The sequence below is a fragment of the Candidatus Gracilibacteria bacterium genome, from assembly GCA_041661045.1.
In the GTDB taxonomy this organism is placed as follows: domain Bacteria; phylum Patescibacteriota; class Gracilibacteria; order UBA1369; family 2-02-FULL-48-14; genus 2-02-FULL-48-14.
Genome location: JBAZVE010000001.1, coordinates 127783 through 147619, shown reverse-complemented (window position 1 = coordinate 147619; position 19837 = coordinate 127783). Strand labels below are relative to the sequence as shown.

Annotated in this window: 12 protein-coding genes and 1 tRNA gene; 9 read left to right on the top strand and 4 right to left on the bottom strand. The window is 48.0% G+C overall.

The genetic code is table 25. The features are described from left to right. The 3 genes from WC777_00745 to WC777_00735 all read left to right on the top strand — a co-directional run bounded on the left by WC777_00745 (position 1) and on the right by WC777_00735 (position 3489). Positions 1-864 carry a hypothetical protein gene (locus tag WC777_00745; GenBank protein MFA6023732.1) on the top strand — a complete coding sequence of 288 codons (864 nt, stop codon included), beginning with the start codon at positions 1-3 and terminating at the stop codon, positions 862-864. Next, a complete protein-coding gene (locus WC777_00740) occupies positions 849-1589 on the top strand; it encodes a phosphopantothenoylcysteine decarboxylase (GenBank protein ID MFA6023731.1) in 741 nt (246 codons plus the stop codon). Before WC777_00745 ends, WC777_00740 begins: the two co-directional genes overlap by 16 nt. Before the next feature lie 721 nt (positions 1590-2310). Next, complete coding sequence (locus tag WC777_00735) at positions 2311-3489, top strand: hypothetical protein (protein ID MFA6023730.1); 1179 nt, start codon at positions 2311-2313, stop codon at positions 3487-3489. Positions 3490-3784: 295 nt separating this feature from the next. Here WC777_00735 and WC777_00730 read toward each other — a convergent pair. Next, positions 3785-3859 (bottom strand) — tRNA-Gly (locus WC777_00730). Positions 3860-3943: 84 nt separating this feature from the next. Between WC777_00730 and WC777_00725 the strand changes: the two genes are divergently transcribed. Continuing rightward, the gene (locus tag WC777_00725) at positions 3944-4354 is read left to right on the top strand and encodes a ribonuclease H (protein ID MFA6023729.1); all 411 of its coding nucleotides are present in this window, start codon (positions 3944-3946) and stop codon (positions 4352-4354) included. Positions 4355-4360: 6 nt separating this feature from the next. On the opposite strand, the gene trxA is transcribed toward WC777_00725, so the two are convergent. Next, complete coding sequence (gene trxA / locus WC777_00720) at positions 4361-4681, bottom strand: thioredoxin (protein ID MFA6023728.1); 321 nt, start codon at positions 4679-4681, stop codon at positions 4361-4363. Between the two features lie 87 nt (positions 4682-4768). Here trxA and WC777_00715 point away from each other — a divergent pair, with 87 nt between their 5' ends. The 4 genes from WC777_00715 to WC777_00700 are packed head-to-tail and all read left to right on the top strand — an operon-like array spanning position 4769 to position 9934. Next, positions 4769-7612, top strand: a complete 2844-nt coding sequence (locus WC777_00715; GenBank protein ID MFA6023727.1) for an N-acetylmuramoyl-L-alanine amidase — start codon at positions 4769-4771, stop codon at positions 7610-7612. After that, positions 7603-8346, top strand: coding sequence for a tRNA (adenosine(37)-N6)-threonylcarbamoyltransferase complex dimerization subunit type 1 TsaB (tsaB, locus tag WC777_00710; GenBank protein MFA6023726.1), 744 nt, complete (start codon positions 7603-7605; stop codon positions 8344-8346). The genes WC777_00715 and tsaB overlap by 10 nt, the downstream gene beginning before the upstream one ends. Then, a complete protein-coding gene (gene rsmI / locus WC777_00705; GenBank protein ID MFA6023725.1) occupies positions 8274-8951 on the top strand; it encodes a 16S rRNA (cytidine(1402)-2'-O)-methyltransferase in 678 nt (225 codons plus the stop codon). Before tsaB ends, rsmI begins: the two co-directional genes overlap by 73 nt. 23 nt (positions 8952-8974) lie before the next feature. Continuing rightward, positions 8975-9934, top strand: coding sequence for a DUF1189 family protein (locus tag WC777_00700; protein MFA6023724.1), 960 nt, complete (start codon positions 8975-8977; stop codon positions 9932-9934). Here the strand turns inward: WC777_00700 and WC777_00695 are convergent. Both WC777_00695 and WC777_00690 read right to left on the bottom strand, forming a co-directional pair. Beyond that, the gene (locus WC777_00695; protein ID MFA6023723.1) at positions 9887-11971 is read right to left on the bottom strand and encodes an adenylate/guanylate cyclase domain-containing protein; all 2085 of its coding nucleotides are present in this window, start codon (positions 11969-11971) and stop codon (positions 9887-9889) included. The two genes, WC777_00700 and WC777_00695, sit on opposite strands and share 48 nt — an antisense overlap. Before the next feature lie 64 nt (positions 11972-12035). Next, on the bottom strand, positions 12036-13634 hold the full coding sequence (locus WC777_00690) for an S-layer homology domain-containing protein (protein ID MFA6023722.1): 1599 nt from the start codon (positions 13632-13634) through the stop codon (positions 12036-12038). A gap of 164 nt (positions 13635-13798) precedes the next feature. Here WC777_00690 and WC777_00685 point away from each other — a divergent pair, with 164 nt between their 5' ends. After that, positions 13799-19573: a SpvB/TcaC N-terminal domain-containing protein gene (locus WC777_00685; protein ID MFA6023721.1), complete on the top strand. Its 5775-nt coding sequence runs from the start codon at positions 13799-13801 to the stop codon at positions 19571-19573. The last annotated feature ends 264 nt before the right edge of the window (positions 19574-19837 follow it).

The following is a 19837-nucleotide window of genomic DNA, read 5'->3' as shown; positions in this document are numbered from 1 at the left end:
ATGAAAAAAGTACTCCTTTTAGGAAAAACAGGGCCAATTGGGGCGGAGTTTGTGAGGAGGCTTGACTCACACGAAGATTTTGAACTGGGGTCCCCTGATCTAGATTGGAGAACGGCTTCGTACGAGGCAAAGGTAAAAGCCTTGATGGACTGCACTGCAGTAGTCTCTGCCATTCCGCGTAGGCATAGTCTGGAGGTAGTAGAAGGAATAGCTGCCATCAACCCCGGTCTTGTTATTTATGATTGTTCTGGAATCCATCGAGGCAAAGAAGGATGGGAGTATGCATTGCCAGAATTGAATCCACAACTTATAAAAGGAACAACTCGACTTGTCGGGCCGGGATGTTTTGCTACAGCCGCTTCCTTGGCCTTGTGGCCTATAAGAAATCAAATCGACACTAGGAGTGCGGTTCATATTGAAGCCATTGGTGGAGCCTCAACGGGTGGGAAAAAATGGGTTACTTTTTTTGAAGAGAATCCAGAACAAGACCTTATTGTCCCAAATACAGGCTTGAATCATCCTCATATTCCTGAAATCAAAAGCAATCTGGGCGTACAAGCGCTAGAACTAAGAATGGTCCCTCAGTTGGCTAGACGCTACCGTGGTACGACCATGGCTATTCATGGCGACTTAAAAACCTCCGAAGAGGTTCCTTATTCAGAGCACCCTTTCACTTCAGGGCGAGTGGTGCACCGTAACAAGACTCCTCAATGGGGCGAAGTAGTGGGGACCGATGAAGTACATGTGTATTGGGTGCAAGAAGGATCACGGTTTACCGTCCATGTCGCATTTGACAACTTGGGGAAGGGATCAGTAGGACAGGCCTTACAATCATTAGCAATTGTTACATGAGAAAACCACTAAATTTTGTTATTTCGAGTGGCGGCACTGCGGTACCCGTTGATGACGTCAGAATTCTAACCAATCGTTCCAAAGGAACTACGGGTGCAGCTATCGCGGAAGTAGCTCTTTTAAGGGGGCATAAAGTTGATTATGTCCATGCAGAAAATGCAAGGCTTCCATTTGGAAGAGAATTGATGGCAGACCCAGAAGTTGATATTGAAACTGAATTGCAAAGAATACGATCTGCAATTGAAAACTACCGTGCCATTTCTGACCGGTTAACCCTGAGTCCTGTTACAGATTTTGATCATTATCAGAGGAGTCTGTTGGAGCGCGTTGCTCGCCCAGATATGGACATCGCCATTCTAGCGATGGCTGCTTCTGACTACGGACCCCAAAAAGTAGATGGGAAAATTGCCTCAGATGGAAATGGATTAGATTTACACTTAGTTGCCCTTGCTAAAATTATTTCCCAAGTAAAAACCACTCGTGAAGGAATTTTTCTGGTAGGATTTAAGCTTCTTACAGAAGAGTCAAGCGTGGTGCAGCTCCTAGCAAAAGCGACTAGATCAATGGAACGGGACAGGCAAGACTTGGCTGTAGCAAATATAGTTGGTGTTAACTTCAAGCCGAAACAAACTTTTCTACTCCAGCCTGGACAAGAGGTGATAGAAGTGAGTGAACGAAGAGATTTGCCAGATATACTCTTAGATCAAATAGAGAGGAGGGTAATGCAAGATGCATAGATAAAATAAAAATCACCCCATTCGGGGCACCTTAATGGGAACGACTCGTCTGCGACGAGGATGGAGCTGCACTATAGACGCTATTAGAACCTACCTGCGGGAGCAGCATCCGCAAGGCAAATTTGCATAATAAAAAATTTATGCTATAATTACGATACTAAATTTTAACCATATCACCCATGGATACACCCAGAGAAGGAGGTCGCTATGTCGGAGGTGGTGCCAACATCCCAACAGGTACACCAATGGATACAGGCCGTGCGACCCTTATGCAAAAACTCGAGGGCATCATAGGGTCCCAAGGTGAAGCAAGCCGCCCAGGTGAACCCATAACAGTTAGGGACGGTAGAAGGCTACCTACTCAATTAGGAGCCAGTAGCTTTGATGTTAAATCTGCCGATGGTGATCCAGGCAGGGTACAGATGTTTTTCTATGACCCTACAAGAGGTGAGTCTCCAAATCAACCAGCTTTTACAGTCGTCTTAGGCCCAAGCTCTATCTCCGTAATGAATGGAACGAAATCAGCTCCAGCAGCACCACAATTTCTAGCATTGATGTCGGGATGGGCCAGTGCTTAGTGGCTGAACAACATCAAAAGAGAGTAGCCTTACTGTGAGACACTATTAGAACCTTTTTGAAGGAGCAGGGTTTTTGATGTATCAAATTGCCCCTCATGAGCAGTTCGTGTAAGATTCATTCTTATTACAAAACTCCGAGTGCAATGAGTTCAGAAAGCATCCGTTGGGAGAATGCAGACGCTCGAAGATATTTAATGGAAAAGGGCGGTAGTAAAGCTGGCTCGCATGCATTTTTGCGGGACACTCAAGCAAATCTTCGCGAACATTTACCTTCGGGCACGGTTTACCTTGCTCCAGGCGAAGACCCTGTCCGAATTTTAGAAAGAATAGACTTCAGTCGACAGAAAATAGTACGCGCCTGTCACCCCTTGGATGTATTTGGGATGGTGGATGTGATTCCAAGTGAAGCAAAAGTCCGCGGAAGGGATGCAGTGCTCGCAGCCATTGAAAGGGTACGTGCCGACTCCACGAGTGAAGATGTGGCAGCCTATGTGGAGTATGAAACGGGAAAACCCTTTGATGGACAGGTAGGAATTCTCGTCCAAGATCATAATGAGGGTCAATCGGGTTCAATCATTGAGCATCCACACCAAAGAGGAGTTTTTAGGATCGCACATGAATTCTCAGAATACACTTTTACAGAAGCTGATAGAGACTTAAGCCCTGTGACCAAAAAGGTTTTAGCATTATATAGAAAGGTGCAAGAAAGTGGCTTGATGCCCTACAGTCACTCTTTCCAAATGGAATGGGGAGAAAGAAATGGAGGAGTATTATTCTACCAAGCGCGTTTATTCAAGCCCCACGAGCCAGCGGCTGATTTTGACCTAGAGGGACTTACAAGAGATTTAGACGGCGATTACTTTGATGTGACTCGACCTTTCGACGCATTTGGACTAACAGGGCCTGAAGGAACCGAAGTGATGCACCGAGCGGATCTAACGCCTGATATTTCAACCAGAAATTCAGAAGAAACGATTCGTGAATTCCTACAATTACGTGAAAATGAAACTCAGGTCGCCTATGCGCTCAATACATTCCACAATAGAGAGTCATTACCACTGTGGGTGCAACCTAGAAACATAGGTGCCTATCTTTCATATCAAACTTCCATCCTTGCACATGGGGATCTTAGGTGGGTAAAAAGAGCACCCGTGAGTTTAGTGAAGATGGGTTTTCGGAAGCCACCTCGAGGAGAGAAAGAGGCAATAACTCTAACCAGTATCATAGAAGAAGGGAGATCCATCCAACGCCCCTATGAAGAAATACGGCTAAAAGTATATTCAAATGGCATCCAAGGCATGATCCATTTTATGGACGCTTAAATTCAAAAATAGCTCTAAGTCCTGCAGACTATTAAAAATTTTAATAGTCTGGAGCGGGTGAGGGGAATATCGCTTCGCTCACTCTCCCGTCGTCGCTCGGTCATGGAAATCTGTGCCCGGGCACAGATTTTGGTCAAAATTTCGGCTTAAGAGAGCCATCCGCCATTCAAAAAGTGTGCGTGCGCACAGATTTCCGCGACACTCACTCCTAGGGAGTATCGAACCCTACGGGTTCTCTTTCCCTCCTTCAACTACGGTTAAAAACCGCTGGCCACCTTGGGCCACCGTTTTTTAATGGAGCGGGTGAGGGGAATCGAACCCCTCTCAACAGCTTGGAAGGCTGTGGTAATAGCCACTATACGACACCCGCAAAAGGCTGGCTTATCTTAGTGGGATGGGGAGCTTTTTTCAAGTCAATTCTTTTATTCCAAAAAACTTTGCTACAATTGGGTCCATGAAGATTCAAATCTACACCGACGGAAGTTGCCTTGGAAATCCGGGGCCGGGAGCGTGGGCTACCCTCATAAAAATCGATGGAAAAATTCATCGGGATCAGGGAGGGGAACCGTACACCACCAACAACCGCATGGAACTCAGCGCCGTGATTGAAGCGTTCAAATGGTTGGCCAAAACCCACCCGGAAGAGCGAGAAATGGAGCTTTACAGCGATTCTTCTTGGGTGCTGAACACGCTCACCAAAAACTGGAAGCGCCACAAGAATTTGGATCTTTGGGAGCTTCTAACGCCCCTCATCCAAGGGAAAAAAATCTCCTGGAACTGGGTGAAAGGCCACAACGGCCACCCCGAAAACGAAGATTGTGACATGCGCGCCCAAAAAGAGGCTCAGAGACAAGCCAAAGCGTAGCGAAGGCTAAGCCGCCAAACGATCGAGGGTTTCTCCCATTGCATCTTTGGACATCAAGCCAACACTGCGGTCCACTTCTTCACCGTTCTTAAAGAAAATCAAAGTAGGAATGCTCATCACTCCATATTTTTGAGCGGTGTCCATAGATTCATCCACATTCAACTTCACGACCTTCGCCTTGCCTTCGTATTCATGAGCCAGCTCTTCCACAACTGGAGCAATCATCTTGCAAGGCCCACACCATTCGGCAAAAAAATCAACAAGAACGGGGACTTTAGAAGATAAAACCTCATCCGTAAAGTTTTGATCTGTAACAATGGTAGCCATGGGGGAGTTGTAATTAAATAAAAAGTGTGGGAAGTTTATCACAATCGCCGCATTGAGAAAAGGCTCAAAAAATGTTATAATAACAAGATGAATTCTTTCAAAAAACTCAGTTTCGGTGCTCTCCTGGTCCTGCCACTCCTTGTGGTGCTGAGCCACGGAACCCCAAGCCACAGTACTCATATTGAAGGGGATCAGGTTCTGCAACTGCCTTTGGAACCTCTGGCTTCCATCATTGAAGTGGGGCCGCATTACCAAACCGAGCGCCGTTTTGTGTCAACCGTTTATGAGGCCGATCAAAACTTTGAACTCCTGGGTCTCAACTGGGAGGAAGCCCTGCCTCAGGGCACTTCCGCCTCCATTGAGATTCGTTTTAGAAGCACGGAAGGCACATGGACCGACTGGCAAGCCCTGCAAGCGGACGAAGATCATCCGGATGGAGACAGTGGAGACTTATGGACTTATGTGATCACGGGAGAGAGCGAAGCCTTCCAATACCGTGTTTTCCTAGCCACGGAAGACACTTCCGTCACGCCAAAGCTCAGCAGCGTCTCTTTTGATGCCGTGGATGGAGGAAAGAGTTCCACGCTGCATCAACTGCAAAAACTCGTATTTAAAGATGAAGGAGAAATTGAAACGCGTGAAGACTGGAATGCCGATGAAGAAATCTTACTCAAACGGCACTACGATGCCAGCCTCAGCTCCTCAACCAACGAAGGATACACCGAGACCGATCCCGATTTGAAGATTGTGGAGGAAGTGGAAACGGATGAAGACGGGAATCCTTATTTGTGGCCTCAAGCATATCCAAAAGAAGTGAAGAAAATCATTGTGCACCACACGGCCACCACCGACAGTTTGACGAAACCCGAAGAAGCCATGCGCGCCATTTATTATTACCACGCGGTCACCCGCGGCTGGGGCGACATTGGATACAATTTCGTCATTGCTCCAGATGGAACGGTGTTTCAAGGCCGTGCCGGGGAAGATGGAGTGGTGGCGGGGCATGCGTCCGGATACAACACGGGAACCGTGGGAATTGCTTTGATCGGGAATTACGAAGAAAGTCAAATGCCTGGAGAAATGATGCAAGCGCTCACCGGCTTGATTTATGAAAAAGCAGAGCTCCACGATATTGACATTGATGGAAGAGGCAAATACCGCGGCAATACAATGGATAACCTTTTGGGCCACCGGGATGTGGACGCCACCGCCTGCCCAGGCGATTACGCGTTTGACTATTTGGAAGATATTCGCAAAATGGTTTCCGCAGCGATGGAAGAAGAAAAAACCAGCGGACGATTTGCCTACGAAGAACAGGGGAATCGGGAACTCATCCTTGTGGATTCCGGAAAGAAAGCGGGTGTATCTTTAAAAATTAAAAACACAGGAACCGAAACATGGAGCTCAAGCACCTACTTGAAGGTGGATACGGATGCGGACGCCGATGAAATCATCACCATGGCAAGGGACTCCAAAAAAGGGGTCGCCACCATGAAGGAAACTTCGGTCGCTCCGGGTAAAATCGCCACCTTCACTTTTTCCGTGACCGCTACAAGTGAGGGAGGTCTGGCTTATTTTGAAGCCGTGCCAATGATCAATGGAGTGGAAAAAGGAGCACAAATCATAGACCTCGGATTCTTTGTGGAGGGCAAGGAAAAAACAAGAAGTTCCGGTTCCTCCTCCAGCTCCGACAATGACGATGACGATGAGGATGAAGAAATCATTCAAGAAACTTACGAGGATTTGAACTTTGAGCCTGGTGAAGAAAAATACATTTGGGTTAAAGTGAAAAACACCGGCACGCAAACATGGACTGCTACGGGATCCAATCCATTCTCTCTCGCCTTCACCAAGGCGCAGGGCATGCAAACGGGAACTCCACGCATCTCATTCAGTAATCTCAAACCGGGTTCCACCAGCCGCATTTTCTTTAGCCTCACCGCTCCGGAAGAAGAAGGCACACACACCCTGTCCATTCGTCCACGGTTGGGCTCTTCCAATCTCAGTACCGATGCGTATGCGCTAAAAATCACCGTGGGGGCGGAAGAAGAATTTGAGGCCACCACCTACAAAAATCCCATTCGAATCAAACTCACTCCAAACAACGAAGTGGGGTCACCCATTGTGAGCTCCTCCACAAGTTTTGCGGTTTATGCGGGGGAGGAAGAATTGGAAACATTTAAGGCAAACAGCCGAGTGCGTGTGACACCGGGAGAATCGTTTACCGTGTCATCCGGCTCTAAAAGATGGACCAGCGATGAACCCATTCGTTTTGTGCCGGAGGATGGCGGAATCATGAAAATCATGACCATGGAGCAAAAGGCATCGTGGGATCCCAGCATCAATGATAATCAATTCCGCGGCACCATCGAAGTGCGCGAAGTGGAGAACGAAACGATCCTCATCAATGAATTGCCTTTGGAAGAGTATTTGATGGGAATGGCAGAAGAGACCAATGAAACGCCTGAGGAAAAACTCAAAACCATGTCCGTGCTCGCGCGCAGCTACGCATACTACTATTTAACTCAGGCCGATAAATTCCCGGGCATGCCTTACGATGGAGAAGACGACCCCAATACTTTCCAAAAATACTTGGGATACGGCTATGAACTGCGGCACCCCAATGTGGTTGCAGCCGCTCAAGCAACCGAAGGAACGGTGGTGGCGTACAAAGGAAAAGTCATCAAAACTCCTTACTTCAGCAAGTCCGATGGAGTGGCCACAAAAAGCGCCAAAGCCGTTTGGGGATGGACCGACACCCCTTACCTCATCTCTGTTCCCGATCCCTATTGTGAAAGCAGCAGCTTCGCGGGACATGGGGTGGGACTCTCCGGTTGTGGCGCAAAATCGTTGGCGGAAGAAGGCTGGTCATTTGAAGAAATCATCAAGTACTACTACACTGGAGTGGAACTTTCTTCCCTATGATATTAGCCATCAATACCGCACAGGTTCAGCACGAAATGGCGCTTTTGCGTGAGAACCCAGCCAGTCCGGGCGAATGGGAGCTCATCAGCGAGAAAATTTGGCTCGACACACGGAATGCGGTGGAAGAATTACCAGCTTTTTTAAAAAAACTTTTGGAAGAAACGGGCACGCAAAAAGAAGAAATAAAGCAAATTATTGTGGTTCGAGGGCCGGGCTCCTTCACGGCGCTTCGTACCGGAGTTGCTTTTGCCAATGCTCTGGCGGAAGGGCTCCACGCCAAGCTCTATGCCATCGACACCTTTGAGCTTTTAAGGAGAAAAGCGGCACTTGCAGATCCGATCCTGGTGATTTTGCACGCAGGCCGCATGGACGCCGGAGTACAATTCCAAGATGAAGAAATAAAGGTGGGAATGCTTGCGCCTTTGCTCAAAGACTACCCGCACGGAAGCGGCATTTGCGTCGTGGCACAATTGAATGAAACCCTGCAAGAAGAATTGCACTCGCTCATACTCGAAAAAAAGTGGAGAGTGGTGGAAGGTCACGAACTGCAGACCCTTGGAGAGATGTTGATGACACACGGAGTGGAGCAGCTGGAAGAAAAAAACACAGTTGAGCCACTGTACTTAAAAGGTCCACATATCACCCATTCCTCTGACCCCTGGAAACAATGAGCCTCTACTTGGTTGCTACTCCCATTGGAAATTTGGAAGACATCACACTGCGCGCACTGCGCACTTTAAAAGAGGTGGACCTCATTGCGGCGGAAGACACGCGTCACTCTCAAATTTTGCTCAAGCATTATGGCATTGAGACGCCATGCACCAGTTTTCACAGTTACAGCACCGATGCCAAAGCCAATGCCTTGATCGAAGAAATGCGGAGCGGAAAATCCATCGCTCTCATCACCGATGCCGGAACCCCCGGTATCTCCGACCCGGCCTGGGTTTTGCTCAAGGCCGCCGTCGCCGCCGGAATCTCCATCGTTCCCATTCCGGGCCCCGCAGCGTTTCTTACCGCACTCATGGGCGGCGGCCTCCCCATGAACGCTTTTGTCTACCTCGGTTTCATCCCGGCAAAAAAAGGCCGCCAAACTTTGTTCGAATCTTTACGGGAATCCACTTCCACAACCGTGCTCTACGAATCGCCTCACCGCCTCCAAAAAACCATCAGCCAGATGCGCGAAATCTTGGGACCGGATCGCATCATGGTCATTGCGCGGGAGCTCACAAAAATACATGAGTCATTTCATCGCGGGACGCTTGCCGAGCTCGAAACACTTTGCAAAAAACAACCCATGAAAGGGGAGATGGTTCTGCTCTTGGCCCCAGCGAACTTTCAGTGGTAAAATGTGAGCATCCACATATACCCATGAGCAAAAAAACCAAGTCCGTCGGCTTTTTCAAGTCCATTCCATCGTCCATTTATTCCCCCTCTTTCTACGCCGGCATTCCCGGACAATCTTTTGGAAAGAGTTTTGGTTATTTGGCGGGGTTCACCGCCCTCATCGTGCTGCTGTGCAGCATTTTCTTGGTGCTCGTTCCTTACTTGACGCACAGAGATCAAATCGAGCAAAGCATCTCAAATGTTCTCAACTTTTACCCCGAGGAACTCGTGGTCACCATTCAAGATGGAAAGGCGCACTCCAACATGCAAGAGCCTTACTATTTTCGCGTGAATGACTTTGTATCGACGGAAGAATGGGACGGAGAGTTCAAGACGGAATTTGAAAACGGTCTCAGCGCCACCGAACCCATAGATTTGGAATCCTTCAGCATCTTGGTGGTGGACACACAAACTCCTTTTTCATTGGAACAATTCAAGGCTTACAACACACTCGCATGGCTAACCCAGGATTCCGTGGTGGTGAAATCTGAAGAAAATCGAGTGGAAAGCATCGCTCTGGAAGGCACCCCAAATACCGTTCTCAACAAAACCGTTGTGGATCAAGTGATGAACGAGGTCTGGTCCAAACTCAACAATTTCATTCCTTTCTTGGTGGTCTTGGCCTTTATTGGCACCTTTGTTGTGGTGATGCTTGCGCGCATGTTTTACCTGCTCATCCTTGCCTTGGTGCTCATGGTGGTGGGCGCCATCATGAAGGTTCCTTATTCATTTGAATCCTCCTACAAAACAGCCATTTATGCCGTGACACTCCCAACCCTACTCAGCGCGATCTTGCTCATTGAACCTTGGACAAAATACGACGGCTTCTTCTTGGCCTTCACTCTGCTCAGCTCGTTGATCGTGGTGATCAATTGGGACCAAGCGAAAAAAGCTGGCTTACTTCTCGTCAAAGCGCCAGACTCCATCCCAGCTTCCAGGTCGTAGCCGCAGTTGAGTGATGCGCCCCAAAAGGGTTTGAGCAGGGCCATCGTCCGGAAGTTTTTGGAGCACCACCTGCATCTTTTTTTCGGCCTCATCCCATCGCGCATTGCGATAGTCTTCAAGTGCGCTGTTCCACTCTTCCACCAATTTTTTTCCATCCGCACTCACACCCTCTTGCGGGCCCATAACTTGGAAAATAGAAATCACTTGATCCTTGCCTTTCAAGCACACTCGATCCACCGATCGGAAAAAGATTTCCCCCTTCGCCGCTTCATAAGTTCCTTCGTTGACCAAAATCCCGGTGCCATAAAATTTATTGGCCCCTTCCAAGCGGGAAGCGGTGTTTACAATGTCGCCCATGGCGGTGTAATCAAAGCGTTGGGAAGATCCCATATTGCCCACAATCGCATCTCCTGTGGCCAGCCCAATCCGAATCTTTAAGGAGTGGCCCGTCTCCGCATTCAGTTCCTTCATTTTTTCCACAATCGCCAAAGCACTGTGGCAAGCCGCTATCGCATGATTCGTGCTGGGAACCGGCGCACCAAACAGCGCCATAATCGCATCGCCTTCGTATTTGTCCACGCTTCCGCCAAAGTGCATGATCACTTGAGACAGAGCATCAAAATAAGTGTTGATGACCTTCACCACTTCCTGCGGTTCCATCCCCTCACTCAAGTTGGTGAAGTTTTCGATATCCAAAAACAATGCAGTGATATTTCTTCGTTCTCCTCCCAGTTTTAAATTCTCAGGCTTCTCCGTAATTTCCTCGGCAAGCTCGGGGGAAACATAGTGTGAGAATGCGTTTTTGAGTTTCCGCTTCTCCGCAAACTCCGTGAAATTTCGGTAAGCCAGTGCGGCTAAAAAGGCGGCAATCATGGCAAACACAGGCCAAATCAAACTCACAACGGTGCCTCGGTTAAATGCCCATTGCGCATAAAAAGGGAAGGCACCGAGCCCCATAAGCAAAGCCACGCCGCCCACAAGCACCGGGGTCCACAAAAACACCGCCATAAAAAACAAAGAAAGCCCACCCACCAAAAGGATGAAACCACCCAGACCTTGGTGCAGCAAGAATTTCCCCTCAAGTAAAGTTTGTATGGCATGGGCGTGAATTTCCACTCCGGGCATGGGGCGATTCAAGTCGATGGGAGTGAAATGACGATCCTGCAAAAGTGCTGCCGTGGCTCCAATCAAAACAATTTTTCCCTCAAAGATTTTTGGATCCACGCGGGAGTAATAAACATCGGAAAAAGAAACCATGGGAACGCTATAAGACGGAGCCGCATAGTTGATGAGCATTTCTCCATCTTCCGCCAAAACCTCCAAATCCTCGCCCTTGCTTTGTTTGTAAATACGAGCCAACTGCAGGTCAATATGTTCTTCGGTGACCCCATCCAGCTCAAACTGAGTGGGGATGGCAAAAATAATACTGGAGTTTTGTCCTTCTTCAGTATCAATCACAGTGGTGAACGCCAGCTTGGCGGCCTGTGCAAACAATTCGAGAGGTCTTGTCTCCGCTGGAATTTCAAACGCATGCCCATTCCACGCCACCACTCCCAGCGTATTTTTCATGAGGATAACATTGTCATACTGGCGCAGCACAGTCGCAAAATATTGGTCATAGGGATGCGGACTCTGAGCATACGCAATCACCGCTTCGGCAAAGGCCATGGGGCTTTCGCTTTCTTGGACGGTGGAGATCAATTCATCCGATTTAATTCCATTGGATTCCGACGAAAACAAAACATCAAAAAACACCACCGCCGGCTCCCCCTTTTCAATGGTGCTCAGCGTATCCGCATAAGTCTTGCGTGACCACGATTGAAATCCACTTAAGCCACCCTGCTCAGGTGCAGAAAGACTTTTTTCATCAATCGCCACAATCACAATGTCTTCCAGAAGTTCTCTCTCACTATAAAGTTTGGTGCTCAAATTCTGCTGCATCCCCTCCAAAACTCCGGAGGCTCTAAAGCCCAAACATGCCGCAAGAATCACGGCCGTCGCCACTCCTCCAAACCAAATTTTCTTTAAGTTTTTCACAAAAGCAAAATGAATCCCCTAATTATACCAAAAAAACCAGGTTTTTAGAAGGGGTGCGTCAGTATTATTCCTCCAACATGGCCTCAGCCAGCGCGGAAGCATCATCAACGGATTCTCCACACTCTTCTTCAAGGTCCATCTCCAGTTGGGCAGACAGAAGCTCAAAGATATCCAGGCCCCTAATCTGGTCAATAAAGGCATCGATCGCCCAAATGTCTTCAAATCCGTACGCCTCCATAATGTCCTCCGTTTCTGCTTCGAACTCATCCAGGTCGAAGGAAGCGTCGTATTGCAGACAAGTAGTTTCAGACATGGCGCTGGAGACGCCATCAACCTGAAGACTCAAGAGAAGCCGATACAAATTTTCACTGATGCCACCACGCGTTCGATCCTCATCGGCATGAAAACTACTGCCGGTTTCCTCCAAAATCCCAAGTGCTTGAGCTTTGGCCACATAAGGGGCGAACCATTCATTCTCAGAGAAGTCATCAAATGAGCTTTGGTCTCCAACGGTGATCTCAATACTTTGAGAATTGAGCAGCATTTTGAGGGCCTCCACTTTATTTACAGGATCGGCAGGAAGAAAGTATCCGTTGCTATAGCCGGAAATCCACGCTTGGCTTTTGGCGTAGCATACATATTTGGCATACCAGTCTGTAGTGACATCGGGGAAACAGTTTTTATAGAGCTCTGCATCCGGTGTGATGCCCTGGCCTTCCACCAAAATCTTCAGAAGCTCGGCACGATTCACGGTATTCTCAGGTTTAAAGGATCCATCCTCATATCCTCCAATCACACCTTCTTCGTAGAGATATTCAACCGCTGCGTAGTTATCGTGATCCGATTCGACATCGGAGAAGCTACTTTCTTCCGCCGCCAAAACCACCTCTTCTTCCTCTTCTTCCTCTTCTTCTTCATTCATTTCTTCCACCACCGTATCGATCACTTCCTTTCCATCCGCTTCTTCAGTCAGACCTTCAACTTCCTCCAAATCAACGCTGGTTTCATTGAGCACAAGGCTATAAGTGATTTGCCACTCGCCGTCCTGATAGAGCTTGGTCTCGGTTAAGACTTTCCCAACGCCTCTCAAGTAGTACTCGGAGCTCACCACTTGGTGTTCCACTTCATCCGGACCTTTTAGGAAAGTGCTGCAAGTGTGTTGGATGGAATCACCTTCGTAGCCTTGATAGGCGTAAGTTCCGAAGTCCACACTACATTGCATGCTGGTCTCGTAACCACTCAAACTGTCATAACCCAAAAGATATCCCCACAATGCATCAACTTGGACATCCTCGAGTCCATCAAGAGAGAAAACCAGAAAATCATTCGTGTCGTACCCGTCGTAAGTATCCATGTAAATTTTCCCATCTTCTATAAAGTACTCGATGTAGATTTGCCCCATACCCACGCTAAAACATTGAGAAATTCTGCAGGGAAGTCTCTCTGCACGCGTCGTGGCATCTTCAATATCATCCACAAAAGTAATCTCTGAGGTGTCGTAGTCGGAAGCGGTGTCTATATAATTCACATAATCCCACCAGGTCCCCGTCTCAAATATAAAATATTCTCCCAGCTCAGAGTCGCTCATATCAGCATTGGCGGACGCCAGCACACCAGGGACGGCAAGCATAAGACTCAGAAGGGCAATAAGAATATTTTTCATGAGGGGGAAGGGGTAAATTTAAGTGTACTCTACGCCTAAAAGCTCATGTCGTCCAGTTTCTAAACCACAAACTGTCATCCAATCCTGACGACAGTAAATGTGCCGAAAGCCTGGACAAGGGCGGGGGCAGTGGAGAATAGTAAGGGCAATTTAATAAATGTGCTATGCTCAGCCAAAAAGTGAGAGCCCTATCCACCCTTCTGCTGAGTTTTTTTGCATTCACAAGTTTCGCGCCTAGAAGCTTTGCAGATGCTACAAATAACAACGAAGGGTTTTATGATCAGACTTACGAAATCAATAACAGTCGGGTTCGATTGGACCAAGGTGCGCAAGACAGCTCTTTTAGTGGAGCTTTCACTTATTCTCTTCCCCTCACTCTGCCTGCGGGGCGCAGTGGCTTGCAGCCCTCTCTCAGCCTAAACTACAACAGCCAAGGCATGGGCTGGGATAGTTTTTATGGATCCGGTTGGTCACTGGGTATCCCTGCAATCACGCGACTCAACAAAACCGGTGTAAATACCATGTACGACGAAAACAATTTTAGTTCTTCACTCAGTGGAGAGCTTGTTCCCATAAGTGGAAGTCCTTACGGGGAGTACAGCAGTAAAGTCGAGGATGGCTCTTTTCTAAATTACTCATTCAATTCGGACAACTCTTGGTCTGTTACAGATAAGTCCGGAACCGTTTATAGTTTTGGGGCAGCCGCTGAAAGTAGGCAAGAGGACCCGGCAGATGCAAGCCGCGTCTACAAGTGGATGCTTGAGGAAGTGCGAGACTCCAATGATAACTTTGTACGATACGAATACTTTGAAGAGAATGGGCAAATTTATCCAGAAAGCATCCATTATACCGGACATGGATCCACCGATGGATCTTTTGCCATTGAATTCACTTTGGAGAGCCGAGAAGATGTTTCTTCTTTTTACAATACCGGCTTTGAAGTTCAAACCGATTATCGAGTCAGTGAGATCACCGCATTTGTTGATGGGGTATGGACTCGAAAATACAGTCTCGATTACTCCACCCCGGACGACACCGTTCAATCCTTACTCTCTTCTGTCACGGAATCCGCTCAAAGCACGACTGGTGAAGTAAGCACGCTCCACCCTACAAGTTTTGAATATTCCGAGAGCGAAAAAGGCTGGGAAGAAGTAAGCGGCTACGAGATCCCGGTGTATTTTTATGTGGAGGGAGGAAATGAAGATAAAGGTGTGGACATCAGTGATGTCAATGGGGATGGATTTATGGATCTTCTCAATTCCTACTACGATAGTGGAAGAACTTACCGAGAGGTCTATGTGAATAACGGCGATGGAACAGGCTGGACCGAAGATACAAGCTATTCAATTCCTGTCTCTTTTTGGGGAACAGGAGGAAATTATATGAGGGGTACGCGTATGAGTGATTTGAACGGAGATGGATTCAACGATATCGTTTATGCTTCCATGGAATCCTCTAGCGATGTTCGGGTAGGCTACATCTTTGACGAGGCGTCTTCCTCTTGGGTTGAAGACACCACTTACTCGATTCCACTAAGGTTCAATAGTGGTTATATGGCCGATGAGGGGATTCGTGTTATGGACATCAATGGAGACTCTTTCCCTGACTTTGTTCAGTCTTTGAGTCACGGTGGTATTTCAAAGAATATCTACCTCTTCAATCCAGAAATGGAAACATGGGAAGAAGTGAGCGAGATATCCATACCAGTTATTTTTAATTCTGAAGGAGAGGATGACGAGGGTGTAAAACTGGCAGACATTAATGGAGATGGCTTGGTGGATATTATAGAATCAAGGTATCAAGGGAGTCCCTACCAATCTGTTTATCTCAATCGTGGCGATGGAACGGGGTGGACTGAAGAAAGTAGTTATAGCATCCCAATCTATTTCTGGGATAGCGGAGATATCATGATGGATGTTGCAGAAATGGTGGATGTCAATGGAGATGGCTTAGCGGACATTGTTTACTCGGCAGATTCCAGCATTGAGAATGCCGTATATATTAATAAGGGAGATGGGACGGGATGGGACGAAGGCAGTGCTTATACGGTCCCCGTGAGTTTTGCAGAAGGTTATAGAACCCCAAAAGGCGTTCAGATTTTTGATGTGGATGGGGATAACTTTGCGGATGTGGTTTTTTCTGAGTCCCATGGGGGCAGCACTAAAAGAATGTATCTCAACAACGCCACTCCAGAACTGCTCGAAACCATTCATCACTCCAAAGGGGCGGAAACCACAGTTTCCTATGCGCCCTCCACCTCTTTCGATAACCCCGCCATGCCCTTTGTGATGAACTTGGTCTCCAGTGTCACCACTTCGGATGGCCTTGGGGAAGAAAGCACCATCACCTACGACTACTCCGGTGGAAAATATTTGTATGAAGATGAAATGAACCGTCAGTTCGCCGGCTTCGAAACGGTGTCGCGCAGTGAGGAGGGAAAGGAAACCATTTCTTATTACCATCAAGAAGAGTTTCCACTCATCGGCCGCGCCTATAAAACGGAAGTTTATGATGAGTCCGGCAATCTTTTCCAAAGAGTCTGGGACTCGTGGGAAACCTTGGATCTTGGCTATGAAAATGATTTTGTGTACAAAACCGCCAGTGTTTCCATGGACTTCGGTGGCAGCGCTCACAAGGACAAAGCTACAACTTATCAATACGATGCGGACGGAAATATATTTAAAGTTACAAACTTCGGTGAAGTGGCGGCGGACAGCAGCGGAGGATTTGTGGATATTCCTCATGCGCACGAAAAAACCGTACTATCCTATGCGTACGCAGCGGACAGCTCCGGGCTAATTCGCAACAAAATCTCAGAAGAGATCTTGAAAGATGCAAGCGGCTCCGCAATCGCTAAAAGCCGTCGCACCTACGACGGCCTCCCGCTCGGGAATGTTTCCACGGGGAATCTTACGAGTGAAAAATCTTGGCTCAGTGAAGGGAATCAATGGTTTGGCTCCACCTACACAGTCAATGCTTATGGACTCGTTGAGCGAGTAGTGGATGCCAAGGGAAACGCGCTGGACATGAACTATGATTCAAACAATCTTTACCCAGCAAGCACAACGAATGCCCTTTCACAAACAACGAGTACCGTATACGAAGCAGCTACCGGACAACTCCTCAGCTCCGTGGACGCAAATGGCTTTACGCGCTCAAACACTTACGACGGCTTTGGGCGAGTGTTAACAAGCTCCATTCCGCATCCCACCTTTGGGACTTCGGTGCTGGTGTCTACAAGCAGCTACGATGACGACTCCTTCCCAAGCTCCGTCTCCACGGAAAGCACGGTGGATGGCATTTCCATGGAAACCGTAAGTTATTTTGACGGCCTCGGACGGGCCATCCAAAGCAATACTTCAGCAGAGGGCGGGGTCTACACGACCGTAGACTTTTGGTACGACGAACGGGGAAACCTTGCCAGCCAAAGTTTTCCTTACGAAACTTCAAGCAGCATATTTGGTAGAGACGCCTCTGCGTACAGCACAGAAATGTCTTACGATGCACTCAGTCGGCCCCTCACCGTGGTGACCCCCGTCTCTACGGAAACACATGACTATTCCCCATGGATGGAAGAGGTCACGGATGGGAATGGAAACAGCAAAACCTATCTCTATAACGCCGCCGGAGCTTTGAGTGCCGTACGAGAGAAGAATGGAATAGATACTTACACAACGACTTACGATTATGATGACCGTGGCCTGCTCCTCACTCTTACCGATAGCCAGGGCAACTTAAGAAACTTCGGCTACGATTCTTTGGGGCGCAAAACCCTGCAAGAAGATCTCCATGATCCGGCCGAAGGGGATTTTGGAGAATGGACTTACACCTACGATAAAAATGGGAATCTAGTCTCCCAAGTGGACCCCGCGGGCCAGTCGCTCACATGGGGCTACGATCCGCTCAATCGGATGGTTTTTGAAGATTGGGATGCCGGAACTTCTGCCAAAGATGTTTCCTTTGTCTACGATACTGCGATCAATGGGGTAGGCAAAATCCACAAAATCTTGATGACAAATTTCTCGGTGATCAATGATAAATACGACAGCCTCGGGAACCTTGCAAAAGAAACAAGAAAGCTCGACACCATCCCGTATATTTTTCAATATGAATACGATGTCCTCAGCCGTCTGAAAAAGATTGCGTATCCCTCTTTTGCAGCAACCGTAAATTACGAATACAACACAGCCGGTCTTCTTGAAAAAGTAACCGAAGGGACAGGCGCTACTTTACGAGACATCGTTTCCGACATGGACTATTCTCCCTCTTCCCAAACGGCAAGCACCACTTACGGGAACGGCACCGTGACCACCAATGTCTACGACCCCGCTCAGGCATATCGCCTCACAGGCAAAAGCACCACGGGCATTTATGATCCTCTCTTCACCAGCACTTCCTGGACGGAAATTCAGGATCTTTCCTACAGCTACGACAATGTCGGGAACATTTTGGAGATTCTGGACACGAGCACAAGCCCCACGGCCAAAACCATTTCCTATGCCTACGATGACTTGAATCGCCTGCTCTCCGCAGAGACCACCGGCCTAAGCGGAGGAGACTACAGTGAGACTTATGAGTATGACAGCCTTGGAAACATGGTGTACAAGAGCGACATTGGCAGCCTGCTTTATGAGGGCACCGGTTCTTCTTCCGGCACTCACAGCGGCGCCAATCCCCACGCCGTGACTTCTGTGGATGGCATAGCATACACCTACGACAGCAAGGGAAACCTCACCGGCAATGCCGCTCACACCTACAGCTGGGATAGAAAGAATCAGCTCAGCAGCAGTGGAAGTAAATCCTTCAGTTACGATGCCACTGGTACCCGCTGGAAGACGGTGGACTCTGCCAGGGGAACCGTGGACTATTACCTCGGCCGCTACGGAGAACTCCGTGGCAAGGCGGATGGCAGCGGCTCCGAACCCGCTTCCGATGGAACGGAGCTCTATTACCTCTTTGCGGGAAGCCAAAGAGTGGCCGCACTTAAAATCCCTCCGGAAACTCCTGTGGGAGATGCTGCCCTCACTTATTACCACCAGGACCACTTGGGAGGCACCGCCCTCACCACCAACGAAGAAGGCTTCGTCACCCAGCTTTACGATTACTATCCCTACGGCTCCGAGCTCCTCGATAGCTCCCTGGACGACGGCTCCGGCCCTGCCCCCGCCGACCACTCCTTCACCGACAAAGAACTCGATGAAGACCTTGGCCTCTACTATTTCGAAGCCCGGTGGTATGACAGCGCCATAGGCCGTTTCTCCAGCCAGGACCCGGCCCAGCTGGATGACCGCATCTTCCAAATTCTCACAGATCCGCAGAGTTTGAACTTCTACAGTTACAGCAGGAATAATCCGGTAAATATTACAGATCCAACGGGAGAGTTATCTACAACTACCTACCTGGCAACATTTTTTGTGCCAGGTGTGCGGGAAATCTATACGGCAGGTTTAACACTGGCATGGGGTCTTCAGTTTTCAAACCCAATCACATCAAGTCTCTTATCCCACTCCCTTGAACTGAACCCCGGAAGCGTGAGCATCAATGAAGGGAATCAGTCTGAATGGGGGAATGTGATTGATTCAATTAAGGGGACGGATGAGTTTCAATCCAAGGTTGGTGAAATTGTTTCTAATGCAGAGTTTAATGGGCAAACTTCCATTGAAGGTACCGATGGGCAGAGGGGACTGCGTCTCAATGAAACATCCGATTTGAAAATGTCCATTGGTACAGCCGGGATGCAGGTTACGGGAAGCCAATTGGAAAATGGTGCGTGGGATTTAGATGTGTCCATTTCAGATAAGTATCATTTCGATGCAGGATTTGAATACAGTGGTGGGGCTACATATGATGCACTAAATACTGGTGCGGCTGCGGCACAAACCACAGGCTTCATATCTGAATTTACTGAATCCATTAACTTTGATTACACCTATGAATAAGCTTTCTAGAAAAACGGCTAAGACAGTTGGTATTATCGCCCTTGTCCTTCTAGGAGTAGTCTTTTTTAGGGGTTGCTTGGAAACCTATATCTTCATTGAAAAAGATCCCAATTTAAAGTATGAGATATACGATCAAGATAAATATATTCATTTTAGTGATGGAAGGTTCCAAGTTTGGAGATGGCCCACAGATATGGAGAAACTCCAATTGATGGATTTTAAGTATGATGATTATTTGGTTCGATACTTGTACTGGTATAGACT